Raw genomic sequence first — 21,665 nt, forward strand, 5'->3', positions numbered from 1 at the left:
CCGGGACCGCCGGTCACCGGCCGGCCTTCAGCATCGCCGCCGCGTCCGCCGCGAACCAGGCCGGGCAGGTCAGGGCCGCCGCCGGCAGCCGGGCCGCGACCCGGTTCCTCGCCGCCGACCGCACGACCGGGTGGCGGCCGGGTCCCCGCCAGTCGCTGCGCGTCTGATCGAAGAAGCCGAACACGAAACGGGCCGGCGGCGACAGGGCGATCCGCTCGACGCTGACCGGGGCGAACCCCCGGATGGCGGCTGCGTTCGCCAGCCCCGCCGCGCCCAGGATGGCGTCGATCAGGGTGTCGCGGCCGGCCGTGAACCCTCCCGCCGTCAGATACAGGGCCGACGGCTTCGGCGCGTCCGCCGCACGCGCCGCCCCGCGCAGCCGGGCGTCCATGCGGGCGATCAGCGCCTCTCCACGCGGCGCGGCCGCGAGGGCGCCGGAAACGCTCCGGATGTTCCGTCGCACGCCCTCGAAATCCGTGGCGTCGTCGATGGTGGCGACCCGGACGCCGTCGGCTTCCAGCCGGGCCAGCAAGCGGGCGTCGCCGCCCCAGTAGCGCACCACGACGTCGGGCCGGAACGCGATGGCCGTCTCGAGCGTCGGCCGCGTCCGCCGACGGCCCTGCGCCGCCTCGCGCATCCACGAATCCGGGTCGTCGGCGCGGGGAGAGAGGGCCAGATCCGCGTCCGGCGCCAGGGCCAGGGCGTACTGATCGCCGCACTGGTCGAGCGACATGACCCGGAGGGGCCGCGTCTCTACCGCGCCCGCGGGTGGGCCGGCCAAGGCCAGCGCCAACGCCAGACCGGCGCCCGCAAGACCCCCCGCCCGGATCCTCACGGTTTCAGAAGACCCGCGAACAGGCCGTCCAGAAGGGTGTCCACCAGCCGCTCCGGCGCGACCCAGTCGAAGTACGGCTTGGTGATCATCAGCGACACGACGCCGTGCGCGCCGGCCCACAAGGCCTGGGCCGTGGTCGCGGCGTCGCCCCTCAGCCGCCCGGCCTCCGCGGCGGCCTCGACCACCTGCTCGAACGAGCGGAACAGCTCGTGCCCGAGTTCGCGCGCGGCCGACTGCGCCCCGTCCCTCAGTTCGACCGGACGCGTCATATAAGCCAGGCGATAGGCGTTCGGATTGGCGAAGCCGAAGGCGATATAGGCCCGAAGCATCCGGTTCAGCCGGGTTTCCGGATCACCGGGCTCGGCGAGGATGGCCTCATTGGCCGCCATCAGGGTGGCGAAGGCCTGGCGGCAAATCTCATGCAGGATTTCGCCCTTCTCGGGGAAATGCATGTAGAGCGCCGTGGACGACAGGCCGACCTCGTCGGCGATCTTGCGGATCGTCGCGCCTTCGTAGCCGTGCTCGACGAAGATGCGTTCGGCGGCCGCCAGAATCTCGGCGCGACGGGCATGGCCCTCGCCCTTCGGCTTGCGCTGCGAGCGCGGATTCAGGGCGGCGGGGGCGGTCACGTGAGGCGAGACTCCGAACTCGGACCCCTGAATAGCGGCAATCCCCACGCTGCGCCAACCGCTTGCCGCCCGCGAATCGGCGCGTTAACCGTGCGCAATGGGAAGGGCGGAGATCAGCGATCTCCTCGATCGCAGGCGCGACGCCGCGCGCTACGGACCGCCGCGGGCGAGCAGCGCGGCGTGGCGCGGCCTGTCGGCCCTGCAGTGGATCGCCCTGGCCGCCGCCGTCACGGCCGTCTCCGCCCTGCTCTGGAGTCGTCCGGCCGCCGCCGCGCCCCTCGCCGTAGCCGCCGCCGCAGCGGGCTTTCTGACGGTGTCCCTGTGGCGGATGCTGCTGGTGGTGATGAGCGCCACGCCCGCAGGCCCCCGGCCCGACGCGGGCCCGGGGGACCTGCCGCCCTACACCGTCCTAGTGGCGCTGCATGACGAGACCGAGGTGGTGGAGCAACTCGTCGGGCGGCTGGCCCGGATCGACTATCCGCCCGATCGCCTGCAGGGGCTGCTGATCCTCGAAGCCCACGACCATCAGACCATAGCGGCGGCCCTGGCGGCGCGGCGGCCGGCCTGGCTGGACGTGTTCATCGCCCCGCCGGGCGCGCCCGGCACCAAGCCCCGCGCCCTGAACTGCGCCCTGCCCCATGTGACCGGCGCGCTTCTCACCGTCTATGACGCCGAGGACGAGCCCGATCCGCTCCAGTTGCGGGAGGCCGCCGCCCGCTTCGCCGGTGACGCCGGCGGACGGCTGGCCTGCCTGCAGGCGCCCTTGCGCATCCGGCCGGGCCGGCGTGGACCGGACGGGTCCCCCTTCCTCGACCGGCAGTTCGCCGCCGAATACGCCAGTCTGTTCGAAACCGCCCTGCCCGGCATGGCCCGGCTGGGCCTGCCGTTTCCGCTGGGCGGCACCAGCAACCATTTCCGCGTCGACGTGCTGCGCGCCGTCGGCGGCTGGGACGCCTTCAACGTCACCGAGGACGCCGACCTGGGCTTCCGGCTGTGGAGCCACGGGTGGCGGCTGGGCGTCATTACCCGGCCGACATGGGAGACCCCGCCGGGCGGCCTCGCCGACTGGCTGCCCCAGAGAACGAGTTGCGTTCCCTTTTCTGCATGGACAAGAGCCGGTCATTTTGCGGATCATCCGACCGGATATGGAGCGTTGGCAGGGTGATCGTCTGCCCGCTCGACTGAGACGTCGGCGCAGGACGCTCGGCCTTTCCCAAACGGAGCTGGGCGCATTGTTCTGCCGCAGCCGCACCATGGTGTTTGAATGGGAAACTGGTCGGCTCCCACCGCCAAGTGAAGTCGTGGCTTGGCTTGAACAAGTCGAGTCCGGCTAGAGAACTCGAAGAGCCGCATTTGACTCGGCGAGTCACGCGATGGGAGCACCAAGCGGTGATCGATGTCTTGCAGGCCCGGATGGCCTTGGCTCCGCAGGCCATGCGCACCCGGCGGGGGCTGGTTGAGCACCCCTTCGGAACGATCAAGGCCTAGATGGGCCACGCCCATTTCCTCACGAAGCGGCTGCCCAACGTGAAGGGCGAGATCAGCATCCACATCCTAGCCTACAACATGAAGCGGGTGATGACCGTACCCGGAACGAAGCCGCTGATGGAGGCGATTCGGGCCTGAGCCACGGGCGCTTCGCGGCTCGCCGCCAACGACGTCCCGCCTTCGTTAAGCGCGTTTTTACACGGCCTCGAGTCAGAGCGGAGGTTCCGAACGTCCGCTGCAGATCGGGCCGCCCCTTCGCCAAGGCCAGCGCGACAACGTGCGCCGAACCTGCGCCGCTTGCGAGAACAGCATCGCGGCTGCGTCCCGGTCCACCAGTTCGTTCAGGTCATCCAACGGGGCCAACCACTTCACCGAGGCAAAGCGCGGGTTGTGAGGCTGTGGTGCAAGTGGCCGTCGAGACGTGCAGCGACGGCCTCGCCAAGCTATGGATATCGAAGCTCCCGGCCGTATTCCTAGTAAGGTCCTCTTGGCCATCCTTTTGACCATCGGCCGCGTTCGTCCCGTAAGCAGTGGGGCTTGGCTAGGTGACAACCTTTTTATCTAGACGGCGGGAGGGCCCTAGTCCCTTTTTTGGATCGTCTAACTCTTCCTCAGTTAGAACGGGCCACTGCATGCGCAAGCCGAAGGATCGAAGCCGCATAGGATGTCATGCAGTAGTTCATAGTCACCGTAGTTGCATCTCTTTCACTTTTACAACCGCATCGCGCGCCGCATCAGCGATATAAGGTTCACTGATTTTCCATCGATCAATAGCAGCAAGGAGACTTTGAAGTACGACAGGGGAAGGATAAATGATCCCAAACAATATTATTGACCTCCAAGCTACCTCATCATCGTCACTCAATATCAAACTGGGAGCCAATCTCATCGCGCTTGGCGTCGGCGGAGTCCTGCCCTTAGCTCTTGAGAGCTTGTAGAGAGTATCTACTAGAGTGTCCCTGTCATTGCTTTGAAGATCGTCATACAAAGTCATTGCAGCGCCCTCCTCATGGCTTCTGCCGTCCTCGCACCAGCATTCCTTGAGGCTCGAGCGGCGGTGACCTGAGCGGCGGTTAAACGACCACTGGCGATCTCGGCATCAAGTCGTGCTATATTTGTTTCTAACCCTCGCAAACTTTGGCGCATCTCCGTTATGTGATCAAACCCAGTATCAATTCCACGTTTTTCCCTAAGAACTCCAAGAAAATCGTCCCTTTTGGCATTGTTTTTCATGATGTTTTGTATTCGGCGCATTGAGTGTTCCACGCGCGCCAATCGAGATCCAAAAACCACACCTAGCCGCGCCGTCATCGCACGCCCAAGGTAACCCCTGACCGCGTGAGCAGCCAAGCCTGCGATAATTATGTCTTCTGGTCCTGGAATAACAAGAGACGCAAAAGCCGCGAAGCTTCCAAGGCAAAGAGCTCGCGAATTGTTGCAAGCGTCGCGTCCGTCTTGATTCCATTGATCGAAGGAGCGGGTTCCTCCCCTTGCAACGTATCCAGAATACGCCGCATAGCCCGCGTGCTCGTTCCCCGTCGGGTCAACGTAGTTCACCGGATCAAGCCCGACGTACAGGTACAAATTCGGATCGTCCTTTGTCCCGATCGGATCGGCCGACAGGAACTGGCCCAGCCTAGGCGAGTAGTACCGCGCCCGATATTGGTAGAGTCCCGTCTCCGGGTCGTACTGTCGCCCGGTGTAGCCGAATGGCGATCCCAATGGTGGCGCGGAGGCCCCTCCTCCGAACTCACCGTGGGGTGAGTAGCTGGCCGTCCCCACCGTCTGTCCGGCGCTGTTCGAGGTGGCGATCACCGACCCCTGATGGTCGGTGTGCTGCCAGTAGATCGTCGGCGGCGTGTCGTTCTCGACCGTGGCCAGCCGCGCGTCCATGGTGCCTGAACCGTCCGGCACGAAGCGGCGCAGGATGGCGCCGACTGAGTTCAGTTCCGCCATCTCGTCGGCTCCGGACCACATCGTGCGCGTCATCACTCCGTTGACGGTCTTGCGGGTGCGACGGTCGTCGGAATCGTAGTCGTAGGTTGCGGTCATCCCGGCCCGGCTGGCACTGACCAACCGATGACCGAAGGTATAGACATAGGTGTTGACCCCGTCCGAGGTCATGTCGCCCGCCCCGTTGAAGGTGACGGCCGTACCAGCCTCGGAGGTGATCTGGTTCATGGCGTTGGCCGCGCCATAGGTCCGGGCATAGGCCAGGGTCGGCATCCATTCGAAGGCTGACTGGTCGATGCCGATCGATGTGGTTTTGCCCGCCGCGTCGTGGCCGTAGCTGAAGGTCACGGCGCCAGGGCCGGCCCCGGACGCGAAGGCGTGGCCCAGCGACGTGAGATCGCTGTCGTCATCATAAGCGTAGCTGGTGTCGGCGGCCGCACCGGGCCGATCGATCGCGGTGCGGCGGCTGAGCGAGTCATAACTCAGGGTCACGGTCTGGGTTCCGCCGGCGCCGGGGAAGCTGATCGTCCGGGCGCGGTTGGCCGCGTCGAAGGCGTAGCTCGCCGTCCATTGAGCCTCAGCCGCGTCCACCCAGGTCACCGAGGTCCGGTTGCCGCGGCCGTCGGCATAGCCATAAAGGAAGGCGAGCGTCGGCTTGCCGGTCCCGACTCCCTCCGGCCGCCACTGGTCCGTGGTCAGAAGGCCGGCGGTATAGCCATAGGTCCGCACGTCGCGCCGTAGCGCGTCGTCGAAGGTCGCACCGGTCGTAGTCTGGCTCGACACGTCGCGCCATATGGGTCGGCCCGCCAGATCGTAGCTGGCCCGGCTGTTGCGGCCCGTCCACGCATAGGCGGCGTTGGCCTGGGAGTGCTCGCGCACATGATAGTCCCGGCCCATGGCGTCATAGAACATGCTGGCCTGGTGGCCCGAGCGGGTCCGCAGGAACACCACCTGGCCTCGCTGGTCCTGCGCCATCCAGTCCTGCACGCCGTTCGGATAGATGGTCTTGGCCAAGCGGCCCAGACCGTCATAGACCTGCGAGGTGGTGTTGCCCCGAGCGTCGATCTCGGCGCTCTGCATTCCGGCCGCATTGTAGAGGAACCGCCGCCAGCGCTCTTCCGTCTGACCGGCAGGCAGTTCCGCGGCGGTGACGCACGAGTCCACCGCGGCGCGGCGCCAGCGCCGGATCTCGGTCGGCTGGCTGGCCGCGTTGTAAGCGGTCACGGTGGCGCGCCGCTCGCCGTCGATCGCCGTCACCGGGCGGTCGAGCGCGTCGTAGCAGGTGCGGCTCAGGTCGCCCGACGGATCGGTCACGGTGAGAACCTTGCCAGTCAGCGAATACGTCGAGCTGGTCACCCGCCACGCGCCGGCCGTGGCGTCCCAGCGCCTCTCTTCGATCAGGTCGCCGTTCGGGCCGTACTCCCATTGGGTCTGGATGCCGGTCCCGGCCGGGCCCGTCTCGCCGGTCTTGCGGCGCAGGGCATCGTAGGCGGTCGTGGTTGTGAAACCGCCGACCGTCGCGATGGTCACATTGCCGACCGTGTCGCAGCCAAAGGTCGTCACGATCGGGGTCGGGGCCGGGGCCGTGATCTGGCGCAAACACCAAGCGGGCAGGCCGCCCCCGCCCCAGATCTGGGTGGTCTGGACGCCCGTTGGATCCTCGGTCCGGGTCACACGACCGAAGGAATCATAGTCGATGTCCCACACCGGCCGGGCGTTGTTTCCCGTCAGGGCGTCGAGAACCGAGGGTCCGGTCTGGGTTTCGATCAGGCCGTGGGCGTTATAGCTGAAATCCCATGTCCGTTCCTGTGGATCCGCCGCTGTCGCCGGCAAGATAACCTTGGTCGGCTTGTTCCAGGTCGGGTGGTATTCGGCCTTCATCGTGACCGTCTGACACCACCAAGCCTGCTGTTCGGCGGTCAGGCCCGTGGCGCAGTTGGCGATCGCCGTCCGGGTGCTCTGGATGAGGTTGTCGCGCGCGTCATAGGTGAAGCTGGTCAGATCACCCCAGGCCGATTTCCGGCTGATGAGCCGCCCGCTGCCGTCGAACGTGGCGGTCGAGACCCGGCCCATCTCGTCGATGTGCCGCTGCAGCTGTCCGTCGCTAAGGGTCTCCACGGCGTAGCGGCCGCCCAACGGATCCTGGCGCTCGCCCCGGTAGCCATCGGCGATGAACATTTGGTGGGCGCCGCGCGTCGTCGGAGACTCTATCGCGATAGCGTCCCTGGCCGCCTTGATCCGTCCGAGCGAGTCGAACTCGTAGCTCAGCGCGGCGCTGGTCGCGCTCAGCGGCGCGAAGACCCGCTGGAGCGGACAGGCGTCGTGCGGTCTCTGGTCGACCGTGCGCGTCTGACTTGGTCGGAACTCGGCCTTGGTCAGGCGGTTGGCGGCGTCGCGGACCTCCAGGACGGCGGGCGGCTGGGGTGGAAGCGTGAGGAACCCGGGCGTCGATGACGCACAGCCGCCCGCCAGGGCGCTGCTGCCCGGTAAGGGCACCGCGAGCGAAAGGCCTGTGTTTGAAACGACGCCGGTGACCTGACCGCCCGGCGTGGCCCTTGTAAACGACAACTCCACGCCGAAGGGGAACCGCCACTCCTGGATGGGGAAGCCTTCGTGATAGCCCTGTTCGAAATACTGCGCGTTGGCGAGACCGCCAACGTAGGCATATTCGCGCTCGTCGCCCTGGGCGCCCCGCAGCATGATCTTGGTCCCGGAAGACCAGGTCCACTGGCGCGCCGTGGACTCCTTTTGCCAGTTTTGCGGATCCTGGCGGTTCGGATCGACCTGGGCTTCGGGAGACACCACGTTGGGTCGCACGGCCTGCCGCGATCCGGTCAGGGTAATCGTCGCCGCGCCGCCGCCGGCGGCGATGAAGCGATCACCCTCGACCCTGACAAACTGCTGCGCGTCGGCACCCTGGAATATGGTGATCAGGTTGGCCAGGACATGGTCGGCCCACCAGTCGGCCGCGAGCGCACCGGCGACTTCGCGTTCGGCCGACGGCGCCGCCTTCCACATATCCTGCATGACGACGAAGGCGACGATCGTCGGGACGGCGGCCTGCGCCCGGCTCTGCCCCATGGCTTCATAGGCCGATGACGCGATCTTGGCCTCGCCGTCCCAGTTGGAAACGATGACCGGCTCAAAGGCGGTGCTTGAGGCCGGTCGCAGGTCTCCGCCCCGGATCTCGATCCGGCGGTCGAGACTGTGCGGAAACTCCCCCTGGCCCACCGACGCTAGCGTCGGGCTTGTGAAGCGGGCCGTTCCGTCGGTCAGGTTGACTCCCAGCGCGGCGGAGCGATCGACGAATTGGTCCCTGAGCGCCTGCCCCGCGTCGTTCGGGTCGAACCGCCCGGACTGGGTCACCGACGGGCCGCCACCGCCCTTGAAGGGCGCGCCGACGCGAGTGAGCACATGGGCGATCTCAAGCGGATCGCCGCTCGCGTCATACCGGTTGGCGATCAGGGCGCCACCGCGTTGAAGCGTAGGAAGCCGGACATATCCCGTGGTGGTGATGGTGACGTCGCTGTCATCGGCTGGAATGGCGGATGCGTTGACGTACTCCCATGTCCCGGCGGCGCCTTCCGCTCCGACACATGGCCCGCCCTGCTCTGGCCCCGCGGAACCGGAAGAAGACGCCGGGTTGCGTTTGATAATGCATGCCAGGTACCTCGAATTATCGACCGTCGCGCCGCCGGTGTCATCACCCACTTGGGCGGTCCAGAGCGCATACTCGGACCCATGCCGATGGCCCGGTCCGAGGTTCGATTCCGCTGAGGCGGTCACGTCAAACCCGGCATCGGCGTAGCTCTGCACGGCGCTGGCGAGGTTGCCCTTCAACATGGTGGCGACACCGCCAGACACCGCGGGCAGACCTCCGAACGCCGTCGGCGCGCCCGTACCGTTGTCGTAGCGCACCAGGCTCGGCGCGTTGGCGGCCATGGCGGCCGACACATACCGGTGCGCCGCTCTCGCCGCGCCTTGCTCGGTCTCGCAATAGACCCCGCCGTCCGCGCAGAGCCGCTCCGGATTGTTGCCCCAGGCGAATCGGCTGGCGGTGGAGGCGGCGTCGGGCGTCTCGGTCAGTTGCTGAAGCACGCTCGCTTCCAGGGTCGCCGCCGTCGCCGCCACCGCGTGAACCGCCGCGCGCCGCGCGACGGCGTCGCTGGTCCGCGACACCAAGCCGAAGCTGGATTCCAGATCGATGACCGTAGTCTCGTCCTGCACCGCATAGCCGGCGCCGCCCAACGATCCGCCCGGCGCCCCGATCGACTCAATCGTGGGAACGGCGTTGCTGTTCGAACTCACCACGCCGAGGGTGTGCAGGTGGCTGGCGCGCGCGCCGGCCAGTTCCGCGTGCAGATCGCGGGACATGGCGAATTGCGCCAGCCAGGTCGCGCCCAGCCGGGCCCGCAGCAGATCGCCGCCGCCGAGGAAGCCCAGCGTGGCGCCCCCCTGACCGGGGACGGTATTGGCGGTCGGCGGACCCCCTTGGTAGATGACCGGCCCCTCGCGATCGACCGCCTGCTCCCGTTCCCATTTCGAACTCAACGCGGCCGACGCATGCCCCCAGCCATGGACGATCGCGGCCGGCTGCAGGTAGTCGACGACCTTGCGGACGGTGGCGTCGGCGTAATCCCCGCCTTCGGCGGCGAAGGGGTGGTTGGCGGTCAGGTCGAGGTGCAGGACCAGGTTCTGGGCTCCATACAGGCCTTGACCCTCGAAAATCGCGACACCGTCGAGCGTGAGGATCGGCGCCCAGGCGCTGGCCAGAGAAGGCCCGCCCCCGCTGCTGGTGATCTCGAGTCGCCGGCCATAGATCTCGTCGACGAAGAAGGTCGCCGCCACCATGGTCGTCGGCGTCGTTCCGGGCAGGACGGAGCTCAGTTGGAGCGTCGCCCGGAACTGGTCCGGAATGCCCACGCCGCCGCTCCAGGTCGCGCTCGGCGTAGAGGCGTACGGCAGGGAGGTCTGTTTCCAGCCCCCCACGGGCCGGGAGACCGCATGCATGACGCGCCCGCCGACAGTGTCGGCCATGTCCGCACCCCGGACATCCTCCTCCTCAAGGCGATCGAGCAAGGCGGTGGCGTAGGTGTTCAACTGGTGGTCCAGGCCGCTCCGGTTCAGGCCCGAGACGTAAGGCACCGAACTTGTGGAGCCCGAGTTCATGCCGCTCGTCGCGTCGGCGAGGGCTTCGCCGGCGGACAGACCCATGGCTTGGCGGACATCGATTCCGGTCACGTGATCATAGGTCTTGTAGGCCGGGTCGTACACGTAGGTCTGGCCGCCGATCGGGGCGGCGACCCAGACGTGGGCCAGGGTCACGTCGCTGGTTGACCCGGCGCTCGTGCATCCGCCGGACACCGTCGCCGGCACGCCGCCCGCAGCCAGCAGCGCACAGGCGGCCTTGGCCTGGGAGATTCCGGTCCAGGCCGAAAATTGCTCCGCCGTCAGCGTGATCGTGCCGTAGCGATAGTCCGCGGCGACGCCCGAGGCGCGCAAGAGTTTGACCATCAGGGAGGCTTGGTCGAAGGCCGTTCCGGACCCCTCGATGACCGCCCCGAGCGCCCCCTTGTGCGATCCGAAAATGAACTCGGTGTCGATCCGGTTTCGGACGTACTCATAGACCAGATCGACGTGCTCCTGCACGGCCGCCGCATCCTGGAGATTCAGGCCAGGACCGCCGCGGAGGGCGCGCGACAGCTCGCGCAATTCCGGCGCCAAGGGCGCGGCGCCGCCGGACCCGCCTGGGCAAAGCTCGGCCTTCGATCCGTAGTCGCGGCAGATGCCGTCCGTGTGACCGACCAAGATTCCGTAGCGGGCGTTCGCTTCCGCCGGCGAGATCAGCGCGCCCGTCAGAATCTTGACCGAGGCCGGGGCCGGCCCGGTGGAGCCACCACCGGTTTGGGCCGTGGTCGAAACCCCGACGCTGAGCGTCATGGCGAACAACAGCAGGGCGATCGCCGACCGGATCGAGGAAGAGCGGCCCGCGCCGCGAAGGCGCCGGAGACAGATATTGATGATCGCCTGCACGCGTTCCCCCGAACCTTGGCCGTATCCGAGGTAGGCATATCGCGCCCGACGTGCATAGCCCTCTTGGATGGCCGCGGGGGGCAATCGGCCTGTTCATCCCCCGAAATACTTTCCCGTTCTCATCCCAACCGGCTTCAGCCTGGGCCACTGGCGGCTCCGCCCAGCCGAGAGCGCCAGCGCACAGGTTTCTCCACCGAGAGGTGACGCGGGCCTTTACGGCGACCGGCAAGCGCTATCTAAGTCGGCTCGGGGATGCGGAGGACGCCGTGCGGGGGCCAACAGAATTGCGGGACGCCGCGCGGCGAGGTCTGGCGGCCGCCATCGAGGCTGGCCGGCGCTGTTCGGACTGGCTGACCCTTCAGGCCGCGGCCCTGGTCGATCGGGAACGCTGGGACGCCGGCCGGACCTTGGCCGATCGGGCCCAGGCCGTGTCCTGGCCGCGCGCCGCGGTTCTGTCCGGGCTCCTTACGGTCGGCGCCGCGACGATCTGGTTCGCATTCCAGCCCCACGGCCTGCGCGCCCACCCGCCCCGCCTGCCCCATGAACGGGAGTGGAAGGCCAGCCAGGCCGCGGCCCGGGCGTTTGAGGCGGGCCCCTCCCCCGCGCTCATGGCGGCCAATCAGTCCGTGACTGGAGATTCAGCGCAATGACCGGCTATCGCAAACTGTTGGCAGGGGCCGCAGCGCTATGCCTGCTCGGCGCGGCCCTGCCCGCCGCGGCGGATGTCCAGTACACCTACGACAGCGCCGGCCGCCTGATCCGCGCCGTCTATTCGAATGGCGTGACCGTCACCTACCGGTATGACGCCGCCGGAAACCGCACAGCGATCCTGGCCGAGGAGCCGCCCAACGCGGCGCCCGTGGCCGTCAATGACGCGGCGTCGGTGGCCGCTTCGTCCAGCGTCGATATCAACGTCCGCGCCAATGACAGCGATTCGGACGGCAACCCCCTGACCATATCGTCGGTGAGCTCGCCCACTGGCGGCGGAAGCGTCGCGATCCTGGGCGGCGGGACCTCCGTCCGCTACACCGCGCCCGCCACCACCGGCGCCAAGACCTTCACCTACACCATCCTCGATGGAGCCGGCGGAGCCGCGAGCGCGACCGTCACTGTCACGGTGTCCTTCACCAACAGCCCGCCGGTGGCCGCCGCCGACTCCGCCTCCGCCACGATCGACACCTTCCAGGCGATCATGGTGCTGGCAAACGACACCGACGCCAACGGCCATTCGCTCGCCGTCACCGCGGTATCCACGCCCACGGGCGGCACGGCGAGCATCGCCTCCGGTGGCGGACACGTCATCTACAATGCGCCCCACCAAGCGGGCGCCTACACCTTCACCTACACCGTCAGCGACGGAAACGGGGGAACCGCCGTCGGATCCGTTTCGGTCGGGGTGACGACGGGCGAAGCGCCTCCAGACGAGTGCGTTCCGCCGCCCGGACAAACGGAGTGCGAGATACAATAGCGCCGCCGACGGCCGCAGCCGGCCCGTCGGCCTGAGCGCTCCGTCCCGAGAGGGCTCAACTATCCGGGCCGCGCGGCGCGCGCTCGGGGGCACGCGGTCACGCCGCGCAGGAGGCGATGGTCGTGAACCTGCCAGCCCGTTTCCGAACCCGTGAAGCGCGCCCGCATCCATAGGACAGTCCGGGCGGGGTCAGCGGCCTGGATTCTGAGATCGACCTGGTCGCCGGCGCGCAAACGGGCCCCTTCAAGCCCCCGGGCGGTCATCATGGGCGCGCCGCCCCGACCGTAGGTGAAGGCCTGCCTGAGGCAGTCTTCCTGGGGGGCGCTCAGGCGATGGTGCGCGGACACCTCGGCCAAGCCGCGGGCTCTTGAGGTGAAGCTCGGATCGAGGACCAGGCCGACGGCTTTGGCGGCGGCCGCGATTGTCTCTGGCGCGTCCTCCGCCAGGTCCGCCCTGGAAGCGGGAACCATGATGGAGACCCGTTGCCCGCTCCCGTCGGAGGCCGTCTCGATCTCCGCCGTCACCGGACCGCCAGCCGCCAGGCCTCCCAGAACCGTCGCCGCCGCGCTTTCCAGGGCGATCCGCGTGCGTATGTCGCGTGCCTCCCAAGCGGACGCAGTCAGATAGGCATGCAGCCCTGCCGCCAGGGCGCCGCCGAACACCGCGAGACCGAACGTGAACGACATGGCGAGCAGGGACACATACCCCTCGCGCAGCCGGGCATCAGGGCGCCGGGGCGGGCTCAACGGGCAATCCCAGCACCTGGAGGCGTCCGACCATCTCGTTGGTGACGGCGTCAATGTCGGAGCGGGCCCGGATCACCGTCGGGCGCAGGAACATCACCAGCTCGGTCTGACGCTCGGTGGTGTCGCGCGTCCGGAACAGCGCGCCCAAGGCCGGAATGCGGCTGAGGTAGGGAACGCCCGTATCGCCCAGGCTGCGGCTGGACCGCAGCAGGCCTCCGAGCACAACCAGCTGGCCGTCCTCGACCTGGATGCGGGTGCTGAGCCGGCGCTGCTGGATGGTGGGTGAATCGATGTCGGAAGAGGTGGTGCCGGACACCTCGCTGACCTCCTGTTCGATCTGGATGAACATGCGGCCGCTCTCGGTGACCCGCGGCGTCACTGACAGCAACACGCCCGTGTCGCGGTACTGAACGCTGTTCAGAACCCGGCTGTCGTTGTTCAACCCGGTCGCCGTCTGGGTGATGATCGGCACCTGATCGCCGACCTGCAGTTCGGCGCTCTCGTTGGAGAGGACCAGGATGCGGGGCGTGGAGATCAGTTGCACGTCGGTCACGCTCGAGAGCGCGTTGAGGACCGCCCGGACGTCCACATCGAAATAGCGAAGCGAAAAGCCGGGAAAGCTGGCCGCCGCGTCCGCGTTGGAGCCCGACGAGAATCCGCCGGTCAAGTCGCCGTCGTCGAAGAACCACTGGACGCCGAACCGGACGCGGTCGTTCAGCGTCACCTCGGCGATGGTCGCCTCGATCAGCACCTGCGGCGGCGGCGCATCCAGTTCGCGCACGATGTCGAGCACGTTGCGATACTCGGCGTCGTCGGCGAGCAGAATGATGGCGTTGGTGCGGGGATCCGCGGTCAGGCGAAGCCCGCTGGCCGTGCGGGTCGCGGACACTGCGGGGCTCGCCGTCGCGGGCGCTCCGTTTTCCCCGGCGCTGGCGGGCGCAGGCGCGGACGCCGCCTCCGAACCACCCGCTCCCGTGTCGAGCAAGGACGACAGGGTCGTGACGAACTGGTCGGCCTCCAGATTGGCCAGCGGGATCGAGCGAAGCCGGCGCGCGGCGGGCGGCGGGGCGCGATCGAAGCGCTGGATCCATTCCGCCGCCCGATCGAGACCGGCCGGCGAGCGGGCGATGACCAGCAGCCCGTTCAGCCGGTCCAGTTCGATGAACTGGATCTGGCTCCCGGTCGGCCCGTCCGGGCCGCCGAAAACCTGACGGATCTCCGACGCGATGTCGGCGGGGGCGGCGTGCCGCACCGGGAAGAACTGCAGGCTCTTGCCCTGCAGCCAGTCGACGTCCAGCGAGCGGGCAGTGCGCACCAGGGCGTTCACCGTCGTCGGATCACCGGAGATGAACACCTGTTCGCGGGCGGGATCGGCGCGGACCTCGGCGCCGTCCCGGGCCAGCGGCTCAAGCAGTCGCGCGATCTCCACCGCGCCGATCGACCGGGCCTGATACACCGCCGAACCGGCGAGGACGTCGACGCCCTCCTGAGCCAGAACCGGCGGGGCGTTGAGGCGTCCGGCCTGGGCGGCGGGCACGACGGCGTAGCCCGGCCCCTCGGCGACGACGGCGGCGCCCAGGCTGCGCAGCGCCCGATCGAAACTCGACAGCGCCTGCGCCTCGCTCATCCGGCCGGTCAGGCTGAAGGTCAGGCTTCCCTGCACCGACGGATCGATGCGGAAGGAGCGTCGCAGCGACTGCCCCAGCACCGCGTCGGCGATGGCGGCGACGGGGGCCTGGTCGAAGACGATGTTGAAGGTACGCTCGGGCGAGCGTTGCGCCGCTGGGGCGGCAGGGGCGAGCGCCGGACTTTCGATGCGCCAGGACAGATCGTCGCCCTGCACCAGCTCAAGCGGGTCAGCCGCGGTGGCCGGCGCCGGCGTCGCCGGCCGGTTCCGGGGGATCACGGCCAGGTCGGCGCGAATGTCCCGCGACGTCTCGCACCCCGCCAGCAGGGCCAGCGTCGCCCACAGCGCCCCGCGCATCACGACCTTCATTGCGACGCCTGCAGCACGATGTCGCGCTTGAAGCCGTCGCCGCCCGGCGCGCCGTCGGCGCCGTAGCTGGTCAGCTTGAAACGGTCGCCCATCGCCGCCGGCGGCGTGTAGACCACGGGGCGGCCCCAGGGGTCCCTGGTCAGGGCGGCGTCGGACAGATAGGGTCCGGCCCACTCCGCGACGCCTTCGGGCGGGTCGATCAGGGCCGGGAGACCTTCCTCGCGGGTCGGGTAACGCGCCAGGTCGGCGGAATACATCTCAAGCGCCGCCGCCACGCTCTCCATCTTCAGGCGCGCCGCGCGCACCTTGGCGCGATCCATCTGCCCCAGGGTCTGGGGCACGACGATGGCGCTGATCAGACCGATGATGACCAGCACCACGAGCATTTCGGTGAGCGTATAGCCGGCCCGGCGGGCGCGCGCGGTCCGTCTCGCTCCCCTTGCTGATTTCCCCATGGTTCCCCCCGAACCAACACGCTACTCCTGTCCGACTATAGGGGGAGCGGGGCCGAGTCCACGGCGTTCACATGGTTGCATCCATCGACGAGTTCGAACTGCCGGCGCCGGTCCATGCCCGCTCGGTCCTGGCGGAGTCGCTGGGGCTGCGCGGCAGCGCCATCGAGCGCGCCCAGCGCGCCAGCGCCAGCTCGGGGCAGCCGCTGGCGGTGGCGTTAAGCCTGCTCGGCCTGGCCACCGAGGAGGCGATCGCCGAAGCCTGCAGCGCCCTGCATGACGCCCCGCGCTGGCCGGACGCCCTGCCGATCGAGCGCGTCGAAATGCCGGGGCTCAGCGTCCGCTTCCTGCAGGACCGCTACGCCGTGGCCATGGCCGGCGAGGACGGCGGCTGGTGCCTCGGCCTGGTCGATCCCGGCGACGAGACCACTCGCGATGCGTTGCGCTTCGCCCTGGGCCGCGACGTGCCGGTGCGGACGATCACGCTGAGCGCCTGGCGGCGCGTGCAGGACATCGCCGAACCGTCGCCGTCGGACGCCGCCCTCCCCTCGCCCTCGACCGCCACCTGGCTCGACGACGCCGAGCGCCTGAAGGACATCGCCCGGGATGCGCCGGTGGTGCGCGTCTGCGAACAGATCCTCGAGCGGGCCTTTCTGCTCAACGCCTCGGACGTCCACATCGAGCAGAAGATCGACCACGCCCGGGTGCGCTTCCGCATCGACGGCGACCTACAGGACCAGGAGCGGCTCGGGGTGGAGATCGGCCCGGCCCTGATCGCCCGGGTCAAGGTGCTGTCGGACCTGGACGTGGCGGAGCGCCGGGCGCCGCAGGACGGGCGGACCACGATCAACGTCCGCGGCGTGCCCGTCGACGTCCGCATTTCCACGGCGCCGACCGTGTTCGGCGAATCGCTCGTGGTGCGCCTGTTGACCCGGCGCGACGTCGACTATTCGCTCGAGCGGCTCGGCCTGCGCTCGGCGGTGGCCGCAGGGCTCGGCCAGCTCCTCACCCGCAGTCACGGGCTGTTGCTGGTCACCGGCCCGACCGGCAGCGGCAAGACCACCACCCTCTACGCCGGGCTGCGACAGCTGGCCTCGTCGCGCAACAAGATCCTGACGGTCGAGGATCCGGTCGAATATGTGTTCGAGGACATCCTGCAGAGCCAGGTCAACGAGGCGGCCGGATTCACCTTCTCGACCGCCCTGCGCTCCTTCCTGCGCCACGACCCCGACGTCATTCTGGTCGGCGAGATCCGCGATGCGGAAACCGCCCGCCTCGCCGTGCAGGCCAGCCTCACCGGCCATCTGGTGCTGGCCACGGTGCACACCAACGACGCCGCGACGACGCCCTCTCGCCTGATCGACATGGGCGTCGAACGCTATCTGCTCGGCGACGCCCTGATCGGAGTGATGGCCCAGCGCCTGGCGGCGCAGCTCTGCCCGACCTGCAAGACGACGGCGCCGTTGGACGACGATGAAGCCGCCGCCGTCCGTGACGCCGGGTTGTCGCCGCCGTCCACCCCGGTCGGCCGCGCCCAAGGCTGTTCCGCCTGCGGGCAAACCGGACGACGGGGCCGGCGCGCGGTCAGCGAGCTGATGGTCTGCACCCCGGAGCTGGGCGAACTGATCGGGTCGGGCGCGCACGCCTCGGTCCTGCGCCGGCATCTGGCGGACCAGCCCGGCTACGCCACCCTGCGCCAGGACGCCCTCGAGCAATCGGCCGACGGGCGGATCGACTGGGGCGACGCCTGGCGCGTCGCCGACCGATGAAGGCCTTTCGCTACACGGCGCTGGGCGCGGACGGGCGTCGTCACAGGAGCGTCGGCTACGCCGCGGACGCGGCCGCCCTGCGCGACCGCCTGTTGGACGCCCGTCTTCACCCCCTCGTCATCCGTCGGGCGTTGCTCCAGCAGCCGGGGCGGCTGCGGCTAACCGAGGCCGAGGCCGCGCGTCTGGGCCGCGACCTGGCCCAACTGATGACCAGCGGCATGGCCCTGGCCCAGGCGCTGGCGCTGCTGGAGACCCGCGAGACGCCGCGGATGGGCGCCATCGCCCGGGAGGTCCGGCAACGCCTGATCGCCGGGGAGCCCCTGTCCCGGGCGCTGGAGGTCGCGGATGGAACCCCGGCGCGGTTTCTGCAGGCCCTGGCCCGCGGCGGCGAGGCCTCCGGCCGCCAGAGCGAGGTTCTGGCGGCCGGGGCCCGGTCGTTGGCCGCGGCCGATCAGCTGAAGAAGCGGCTGATCACCCTGTGCCTCTATCCGGCCTTCGTCATCCTGGTCGCCTTCGGCTCGATCGCCATCTACGCCTACGCGGTGCTGCCGTCCCTGGAGCCCGCCTTCGAGGGCATGGGCGGCGACCTTCCGGCCCAGACCCGCGCCGTCCTGACCTTCGGAGTGATCGTTCGGGTGCTGATGCCGGTCCTCGGCGCGGTCGCCGGCGGCCTTGCCGTCGCCCTTGCGCTATTGCCCCCGGCGCGCCGGTTGGCCGGCGACCTCGTGGCGTGGCTGTTGATGCGCGGCAAACGCTCGCCGCTGCGCGACTTCGTCTTCGCCAACCTCGCCTCCCGCCTCGCCGTCATGCTCCAGGCCGGTGTTCCCCTGGCGCCCGCCTGGCGGCTGGCCCGGGAGCCGGTGACCATCGCCTCCCTCAGCCGCGCGCTCGCGGCGCAGGACGAACGGCTGATGGAAGGCGTCCGGCTTTCGGAGGTGCTGCGGCGCGTGGCCGTCTGTCCGCCGGACCTGATCCACTATGTGCAGATGGGCGAAACCTCCGGCCAGATCGCCGCGGCCTTGAACGACGGCTCCGCCGACCTCGCGGCCCGGGCCCAGGAAGCCATCGAGCGGGTGCTGTCGGTGCTCACCCCGCTGGTCATCATCGTGGTCGGCGGCCTGGTCGGCCTGATCACCATGATGGTGTTCCAGGGGTTGCTGGCGGTCGGTGACGCCGTTGCGATGTAGAGCGGAGCGACGGCGAGACGGCTATCTGACCATCGACGCCCTGGTCGCCCTGTCGATCACGGTGCTGGCCGTCACCGCCGCGGTGACCCTGGCCGCCAACGCCGTCTCGCGCATGGCCCAGGCGCGAGACCGCTTGACGGCGGTGCGGGTCGCCGACGATCTCTACGAACAGCTTTATACGGGCGAACGGCCCGACGGTCGCCAGTCCGGCGTCACCGAGGGACGGTCATGGACCTACGTCAGCAGCAGCGCCGCCACCGACGGGACGCCCTCGGTGGCGCGGCGGCTGCGGATCGTCGTCGATCGCCGCTTCGGCCCGGACCTGGTGATCGAGGCGGTCGTGCCGCCCGCGCCGGCTACAGCGTCCTCGAGCTGATGATCGCCATGACGGTCGCCTCGATCCTGCTGGTCGGCGTCAGCGCCGGCTATTCGGCCCTGGCCCGGGCCAGCCATCGGCTCGCCGTCTCCCAGGCGGGTCTGGCGGACCGGCCCGCCCCGCGATGCCGGCCGCCGGAGCCCGGCGGCGGCGCCCCGATCCCGAAAGGCCGCGTCCGCTACCGATGCGACCTTCCCGAACGCTGTGAATACGATACCGTCAGCCGATCATGCCGTTCGACGACCTCGCCCTCGACCTGACCCCCGCGCCGCCTTCCCGGCCCGAGCTCGAGGTGATGACGCGCGTGCTGCGCCTGCCGACCCGCTCCGTCCGGCAGGCCCGCGCCATCGTGCGGCTGCAGCTGGACCGGCTATCCCCCCTGCCCGCCGCCGACACCGTGTTCGACCTCGCGCCCCTCCGGTCGGACGCCGGCGAAACCGTCTATGCGCTCGGTGTCCTGCGGCGCTCGGCCCTGGCTGATCCGGCCCTAAGCGACCAGCGGACCGTGGTCGTGACCAAAACCGTCGAGGGCCAGGCGGTGGCCTTCCGCTTCCGCAACCCCGGGGTGATCGACGACCGGGAGGCCCGCTGGCTGAAACACGCGCCGAAGCTGGCGCTGGTCTGTCTCGGGCTCGCCGCCGTCGCCCTGGCCGGCCAGCTGCGGGCGGAGCAATGGCGCGATCGCCGCCTGCCCGAGATCGCCGCGGCGCAACGCCTGGAGACGCGCCAGGTTCGGCTCTCCGGCCAGCGCGCCGCGGCCCGGGCCGAATGGGCGTCCCTGGAAAGGACCGACGCCGCCACACGCTATCTGTGCGCGGCGGGTCGGATCGCCGCCGTCCGGCCCGGCGGCGTCGCCGTCACCGGCGTCATCGCCGATCCGCGGCGCGTCACGCTCGCCCTTGCTCCGGGGACGGAGGTCGCGCCGCTGATCGACGCCCTGGGTCTCCCCGCGCCCGCCGCGGGGTCGGCCGGACCGGCCGCCGTGGTGTTCCCGAGCGAGGTTTGCGCGTGAACCGGACCGTCTGGATCCATCGGGGGGCGGCGATCGCCAGCGTCGTCCTGATTGGCGTCGCCCTGACCTCGGCCGTCGCGGTCGGACGCGACGTCCACGCCGTAACGGGGGCGAGGAAGGCGCTCCAGCCGGCAGCTTCTCCAGCGTCGGTGACGAGGGCGTGGACGCCGGGTCCGCCCCTGTTGCGGCGCAACGGCGCGACGGCGGAGATCGCCATCGGGGAGTATCTCAACGGCCGGCTGGGGGAGCTCGGCCTGGCCGTCACCTCCGTCGAGATGGCCGAGCTGCGACCCCTGGGCGGCGGCCGGCATCTCGCCGAGGTGCGCGTGCTGGCGCGCGGCGACGCGGCCGCCTCGGCGGCGGCGGCCAACTGGGTCGCGGTCAACCGCGAAGCCGTCCGCCTCAAATCCCTGTCGCTGGGAATCGGATCGGACCAGGAGGGGACCGCCGCCCTGGTGCTGCTGATGGTGATCGCATGACGAAGCTGGCGCGCCACTGGGCGCCGGGCCTGCTCGGTCTGTGCGCCCTCGTGACCCTGCTTCTGCTGGTCTGGCCCGCTGCTGCGGCCCGCCCTGCGGCGGCGCCAGCGGCCGAACGCTACCTCGGGCCGGATCACCAGACCCGCAGGGGCGGACCGATGACCGGCTTCGCCATCCGGCTGGGATCCACCGACGCCCTTTCCGACGCGCCGGCCCCGGCCGCCGTCCCGGCCCTGGTCGGCCTCGCCGGACGGCGCGCCTGGCTGCGCAGCGCCGCCACCGGCGAGGTCGAAGGCGTCGCGGTCGGGCAGACGCTCGACGGCTGGCGGCTCGTCGCCGTCACGACGCGGACAGTCACGCTGCGCGGGCCGGAGGGCGACCGCCGGCTCGAGGTGTTCGCGGCCGGTCCCCCGCCGACCCCGGCGCCCGGAGCCGGGACGATGGCGGCTCCCGCCGCGCCGGTCCCGTCTCCAGAGGGCGGATGACGACGCCTCTGCTCGCCGCCTCGCTCGGCGTGACCGGCCTGGTGGTTGGGAGCTTCCTGGGGCTGGTCAGCCTGCGCCTTCCCGCCGGGGAAGGCGTCGTGGCGGGCCGTTCCCGGTGCCAGGGTTGCGACCGTCGCCTGGGGTGGCCGGACCTGGTTCCGGTGCTGAGCTATCTGGCCCTGCGCGGCCGTTGCCGGACCTGCCGAAGCGCCATTCCGGCGCGCTATCCGATGCTGGAGCTGGCCGCCGCCGCGGTCGGACTCTGGGCCGCGCTGGCGACCGCCACGCCGCTCGAGGCGGGCCTGACGGCGCTGCTCGGATGGCAGCTGCTGCTGATTGCCGCGGTCGATCTCGAACACCTGTGGCTGCCCGACCGGCTGACCCTTCCTCTGCTGGCGACCGGCCTGGTGGCCGCCGCCGCGGTCGAACCGGTCACCCTCCCCGACGCCTTGCTGGGCGCTGCCGCCGGGTTCGCGGCGCTCTGGCTCCTGGGGGTCGCCTACCGGCGGCTCCGCGGCCGCGACGGCCTCGGCGGCGGGGATCCCATACTGTTCGCGGCCGGCGGCGCCTGGGTCGGCTGGCAGGGCCTGCCCTTCGTCCTGCTGATCGCCTCATTGGCCGGCGTCAGCCTCGTCGTCGCGCGCCGGCTCGCCGGGAGCGAGGTGGCGTCGAACGACCGCGTGCCGTTCGCCCCTCTGCTGGGGATCGGCATCTGGCTGGTGTGGAGTCTACAGTCTTGAACGGCCAGCGGTCCGCC

Annotated in this window: 18 protein-coding genes and 2 pseudogenes; 12 read left to right on the forward strand and 8 right to left on the reverse strand. The window is 69.7% G+C overall.

Going from position 1 to position 21,665, the window contains the following annotated elements; translation table 11 throughout:
• Nucleotides 1-13 precede the first annotated feature (13 nt).
• Both VEB62_RS10850 and VEB62_RS10855 read right to left on the reverse strand, forming a co-directional pair.
• On the reverse strand, nt 14-781 hold the full coding sequence (locus VEB62_RS10850; protein ID WP_324799213.1) for an ABC transporter substrate-binding protein: 768 nt from the start codon (nt 779-781) through the stop codon (nt 14-16).
• 50 nt (nt 782-831) lie between these two features.
• The gene (locus VEB62_RS10855) at nt 832-1,464 is read right to left on the reverse strand and encodes a TetR/AcrR family transcriptional regulator (RefSeq protein ID WP_324799217.1); all 633 of its coding nucleotides are present in this window, start codon (nt 1,462-1,464) and stop codon (nt 832-834) included.
• Nucleotides 1,465-1,561: 97 nt separating this feature from the next.
• Between VEB62_RS10855 and VEB62_RS10860 the strand changes: the two genes are divergently transcribed.
• Both VEB62_RS10860 and VEB62_RS10865 read left to right on the forward strand, forming a co-directional pair.
• Nucleotides 1,562-2,629 carry a glycosyltransferase gene (locus tag VEB62_RS10860; RefSeq protein ID WP_324799220.1) on the forward strand — a complete coding sequence of 356 codons (1,068 nt, stop codon included), beginning with the start codon at nt 1,562-1,564 and terminating at the stop codon, nt 2,627-2,629.
• 182 nt (nt 2,630-2,811) lie between these two features.
• Nucleotides 2,812-3,090 (forward strand): annotated as a pseudogene (locus VEB62_RS10865) (transposase); the annotation flags it as partial.
• Between the two features lie 547 nt (nt 3,091-3,637).
• Here the strand turns inward: VEB62_RS10865 and VEB62_RS10870 are convergent.
• From VEB62_RS10870 to VEB62_RS16755, 3 genes and pseudogenes are all read right to left on the reverse strand, one after another.
• Complete coding sequence (locus VEB62_RS10870; protein WP_324799224.1) at nt 3,638-3,946, reverse strand: hypothetical protein; 309 nt, start codon at nt 3,944-3,946, stop codon at nt 3,638-3,640.
• Complete coding sequence (locus VEB62_RS10875; protein ID WP_324799226.1) at nt 3,943-9,756, reverse strand: RHS repeat domain-containing protein; 5,814 nt, start codon at nt 9,754-9,756, stop codon at nt 3,943-3,945. Before VEB62_RS10875 ends, VEB62_RS10870 begins: the two co-directional genes overlap by 4 nt.
• Nucleotides 9,757-10,341: 585 nt before the next feature.
• Nucleotides 10,342-10,845: pseudogene (locus VEB62_RS16755) on the reverse strand (transglutaminase domain-containing protein); the annotation flags it as partial.
• 359 nt (nt 10,846-11,204) lie between these two features.
• On the opposite strand from VEB62_RS16755, the gene VEB62_RS10880 reads away from it, so the two are divergent.
• Nucleotides 11,205-11,588, forward strand: coding sequence for a hypothetical protein (locus tag VEB62_RS10880; protein WP_324799228.1), 384 nt, complete (start codon nt 11,205-11,207; stop codon nt 11,586-11,588).
• The gene (locus VEB62_RS10885) at nt 11,585-12,406 is read left to right on the forward strand and encodes an Ig-like domain-containing protein (RefSeq protein WP_324799230.1); all 822 of its coding nucleotides are present in this window, start codon (nt 11,585-11,587) and stop codon (nt 12,404-12,406) included. The genes VEB62_RS10880 and VEB62_RS10885 overlap by 4 nt, the downstream gene beginning before the upstream one ends.
• A gap of 59 nt (nt 12,407-12,465) precedes the next feature.
• Here the strand turns inward: VEB62_RS10885 and VEB62_RS10890 are convergent, their stop codons facing one another.
• The 3 genes from VEB62_RS10890 to gspG are packed head-to-tail and all read right to left on the reverse strand — an operon-like array spanning nt 12,466 to nt 15,603.
• Nucleotides 12,466-13,107 (reverse strand): hypothetical protein, encoded by a 642-nt coding sequence (locus tag VEB62_RS10890; RefSeq protein WP_324799232.1) that lies wholly within the window; start codon nt 13,105-13,107, stop codon nt 12,466-12,468.
• Nucleotides 13,108-13,129: 22 nt separating this feature from the next.
• The gene (gspD, locus tag VEB62_RS10895; RefSeq protein WP_324799235.1) at nt 13,130-15,148 is read right to left on the reverse strand and encodes a type II secretion system secretin GspD; all 2,019 of its coding nucleotides are present in this window, start codon (nt 15,146-15,148) and stop codon (nt 13,130-13,132) included.
• A complete protein-coding gene (gene gspG / locus VEB62_RS10900) occupies nt 15,145-15,603 on the reverse strand; it encodes a type II secretion system major pseudopilin GspG (RefSeq protein ID WP_324799238.1) in 459 nt (152 codons plus the stop codon). The genes gspD and gspG overlap by 4 nt, the downstream gene beginning before the upstream one ends.
• A gap of 71 nt (nt 15,604-15,674) precedes the next feature.
• Here gspG and VEB62_RS10905 point away from each other — a divergent pair, with 71 nt between their 5' ends.
• From VEB62_RS10905 to VEB62_RS10940, 8 genes are read left to right on the forward strand one after another with little or no spacing between them, the layout of a single operon-like run.
• The gene (locus tag VEB62_RS10905) at nt 15,675-17,369 is read left to right on the forward strand and encodes a GspE/PulE family protein (RefSeq protein ID WP_324799241.1); all 1,695 of its coding nucleotides are present in this window, start codon (nt 15,675-15,677) and stop codon (nt 17,367-17,369) included.
• On the forward strand, nt 17,366-18,556 hold the full coding sequence (locus VEB62_RS10910) for a type II secretion system F family protein (protein WP_324799244.1): 1,191 nt from the start codon (nt 17,366-17,368) through the stop codon (nt 18,554-18,556). The genes VEB62_RS10905 and VEB62_RS10910 overlap by 4 nt, the downstream gene beginning before the upstream one ends.
• Nucleotides 18,546-18,932 (forward strand): hypothetical protein, encoded by a 387-nt coding sequence (locus VEB62_RS10915; protein WP_324799247.1) that lies wholly within the window; start codon nt 18,546-18,548, stop codon nt 18,930-18,932. The genes VEB62_RS10910 and VEB62_RS10915 overlap by 11 nt, the downstream gene beginning before the upstream one ends.
• Nucleotides 18,932-19,192 (forward strand): hypothetical protein, encoded by a 261-nt coding sequence (locus VEB62_RS10920; protein ID WP_324799250.1) that lies wholly within the window; start codon nt 18,932-18,934, stop codon nt 19,190-19,192. The genes VEB62_RS10915 and VEB62_RS10920 overlap by 1 nt, the downstream gene beginning before the upstream one ends.
• The gene (locus VEB62_RS10925; RefSeq protein WP_324799253.1) at nt 19,162-19,944 is read left to right on the forward strand and encodes a hypothetical protein; all 783 of its coding nucleotides are present in this window, start codon (nt 19,162-19,164) and stop codon (nt 19,942-19,944) included. Before VEB62_RS10920 ends, VEB62_RS10925 begins: the two co-directional genes overlap by 31 nt.
• Nucleotides 19,941-20,423: a hypothetical protein gene (locus VEB62_RS10930; protein WP_324799255.1), complete on the forward strand. Its 483-nt coding sequence runs from the start codon at nt 19,941-19,943 to the stop codon at nt 20,421-20,423. Before VEB62_RS10925 ends, VEB62_RS10930 begins: the two co-directional genes overlap by 4 nt.
• Nucleotides 20,420-20,908, forward strand: coding sequence for a hypothetical protein (locus VEB62_RS10935; RefSeq protein ID WP_324799258.1), 489 nt, complete (start codon nt 20,420-20,422; stop codon nt 20,906-20,908). The genes VEB62_RS10930 and VEB62_RS10935 overlap by 4 nt, the downstream gene beginning before the upstream one ends.
• Entirely contained in the window at nt 20,905-21,648 is a 744-nt protein-coding gene (locus VEB62_RS10940; protein WP_324799261.1) for a prepilin peptidase, read from the forward strand. Before VEB62_RS10935 ends, VEB62_RS10940 begins: the two co-directional genes overlap by 4 nt.
• Nucleotides 21,649-21,665: the final 17 nt, after the last annotated feature.

This window comes from Brevundimonas sp. (genome assembly GCF_035626975.1).
Lineage (GTDB): Bacteria > Pseudomonadota > Alphaproteobacteria > Caulobacterales > Caulobacteraceae > Brevundimonas.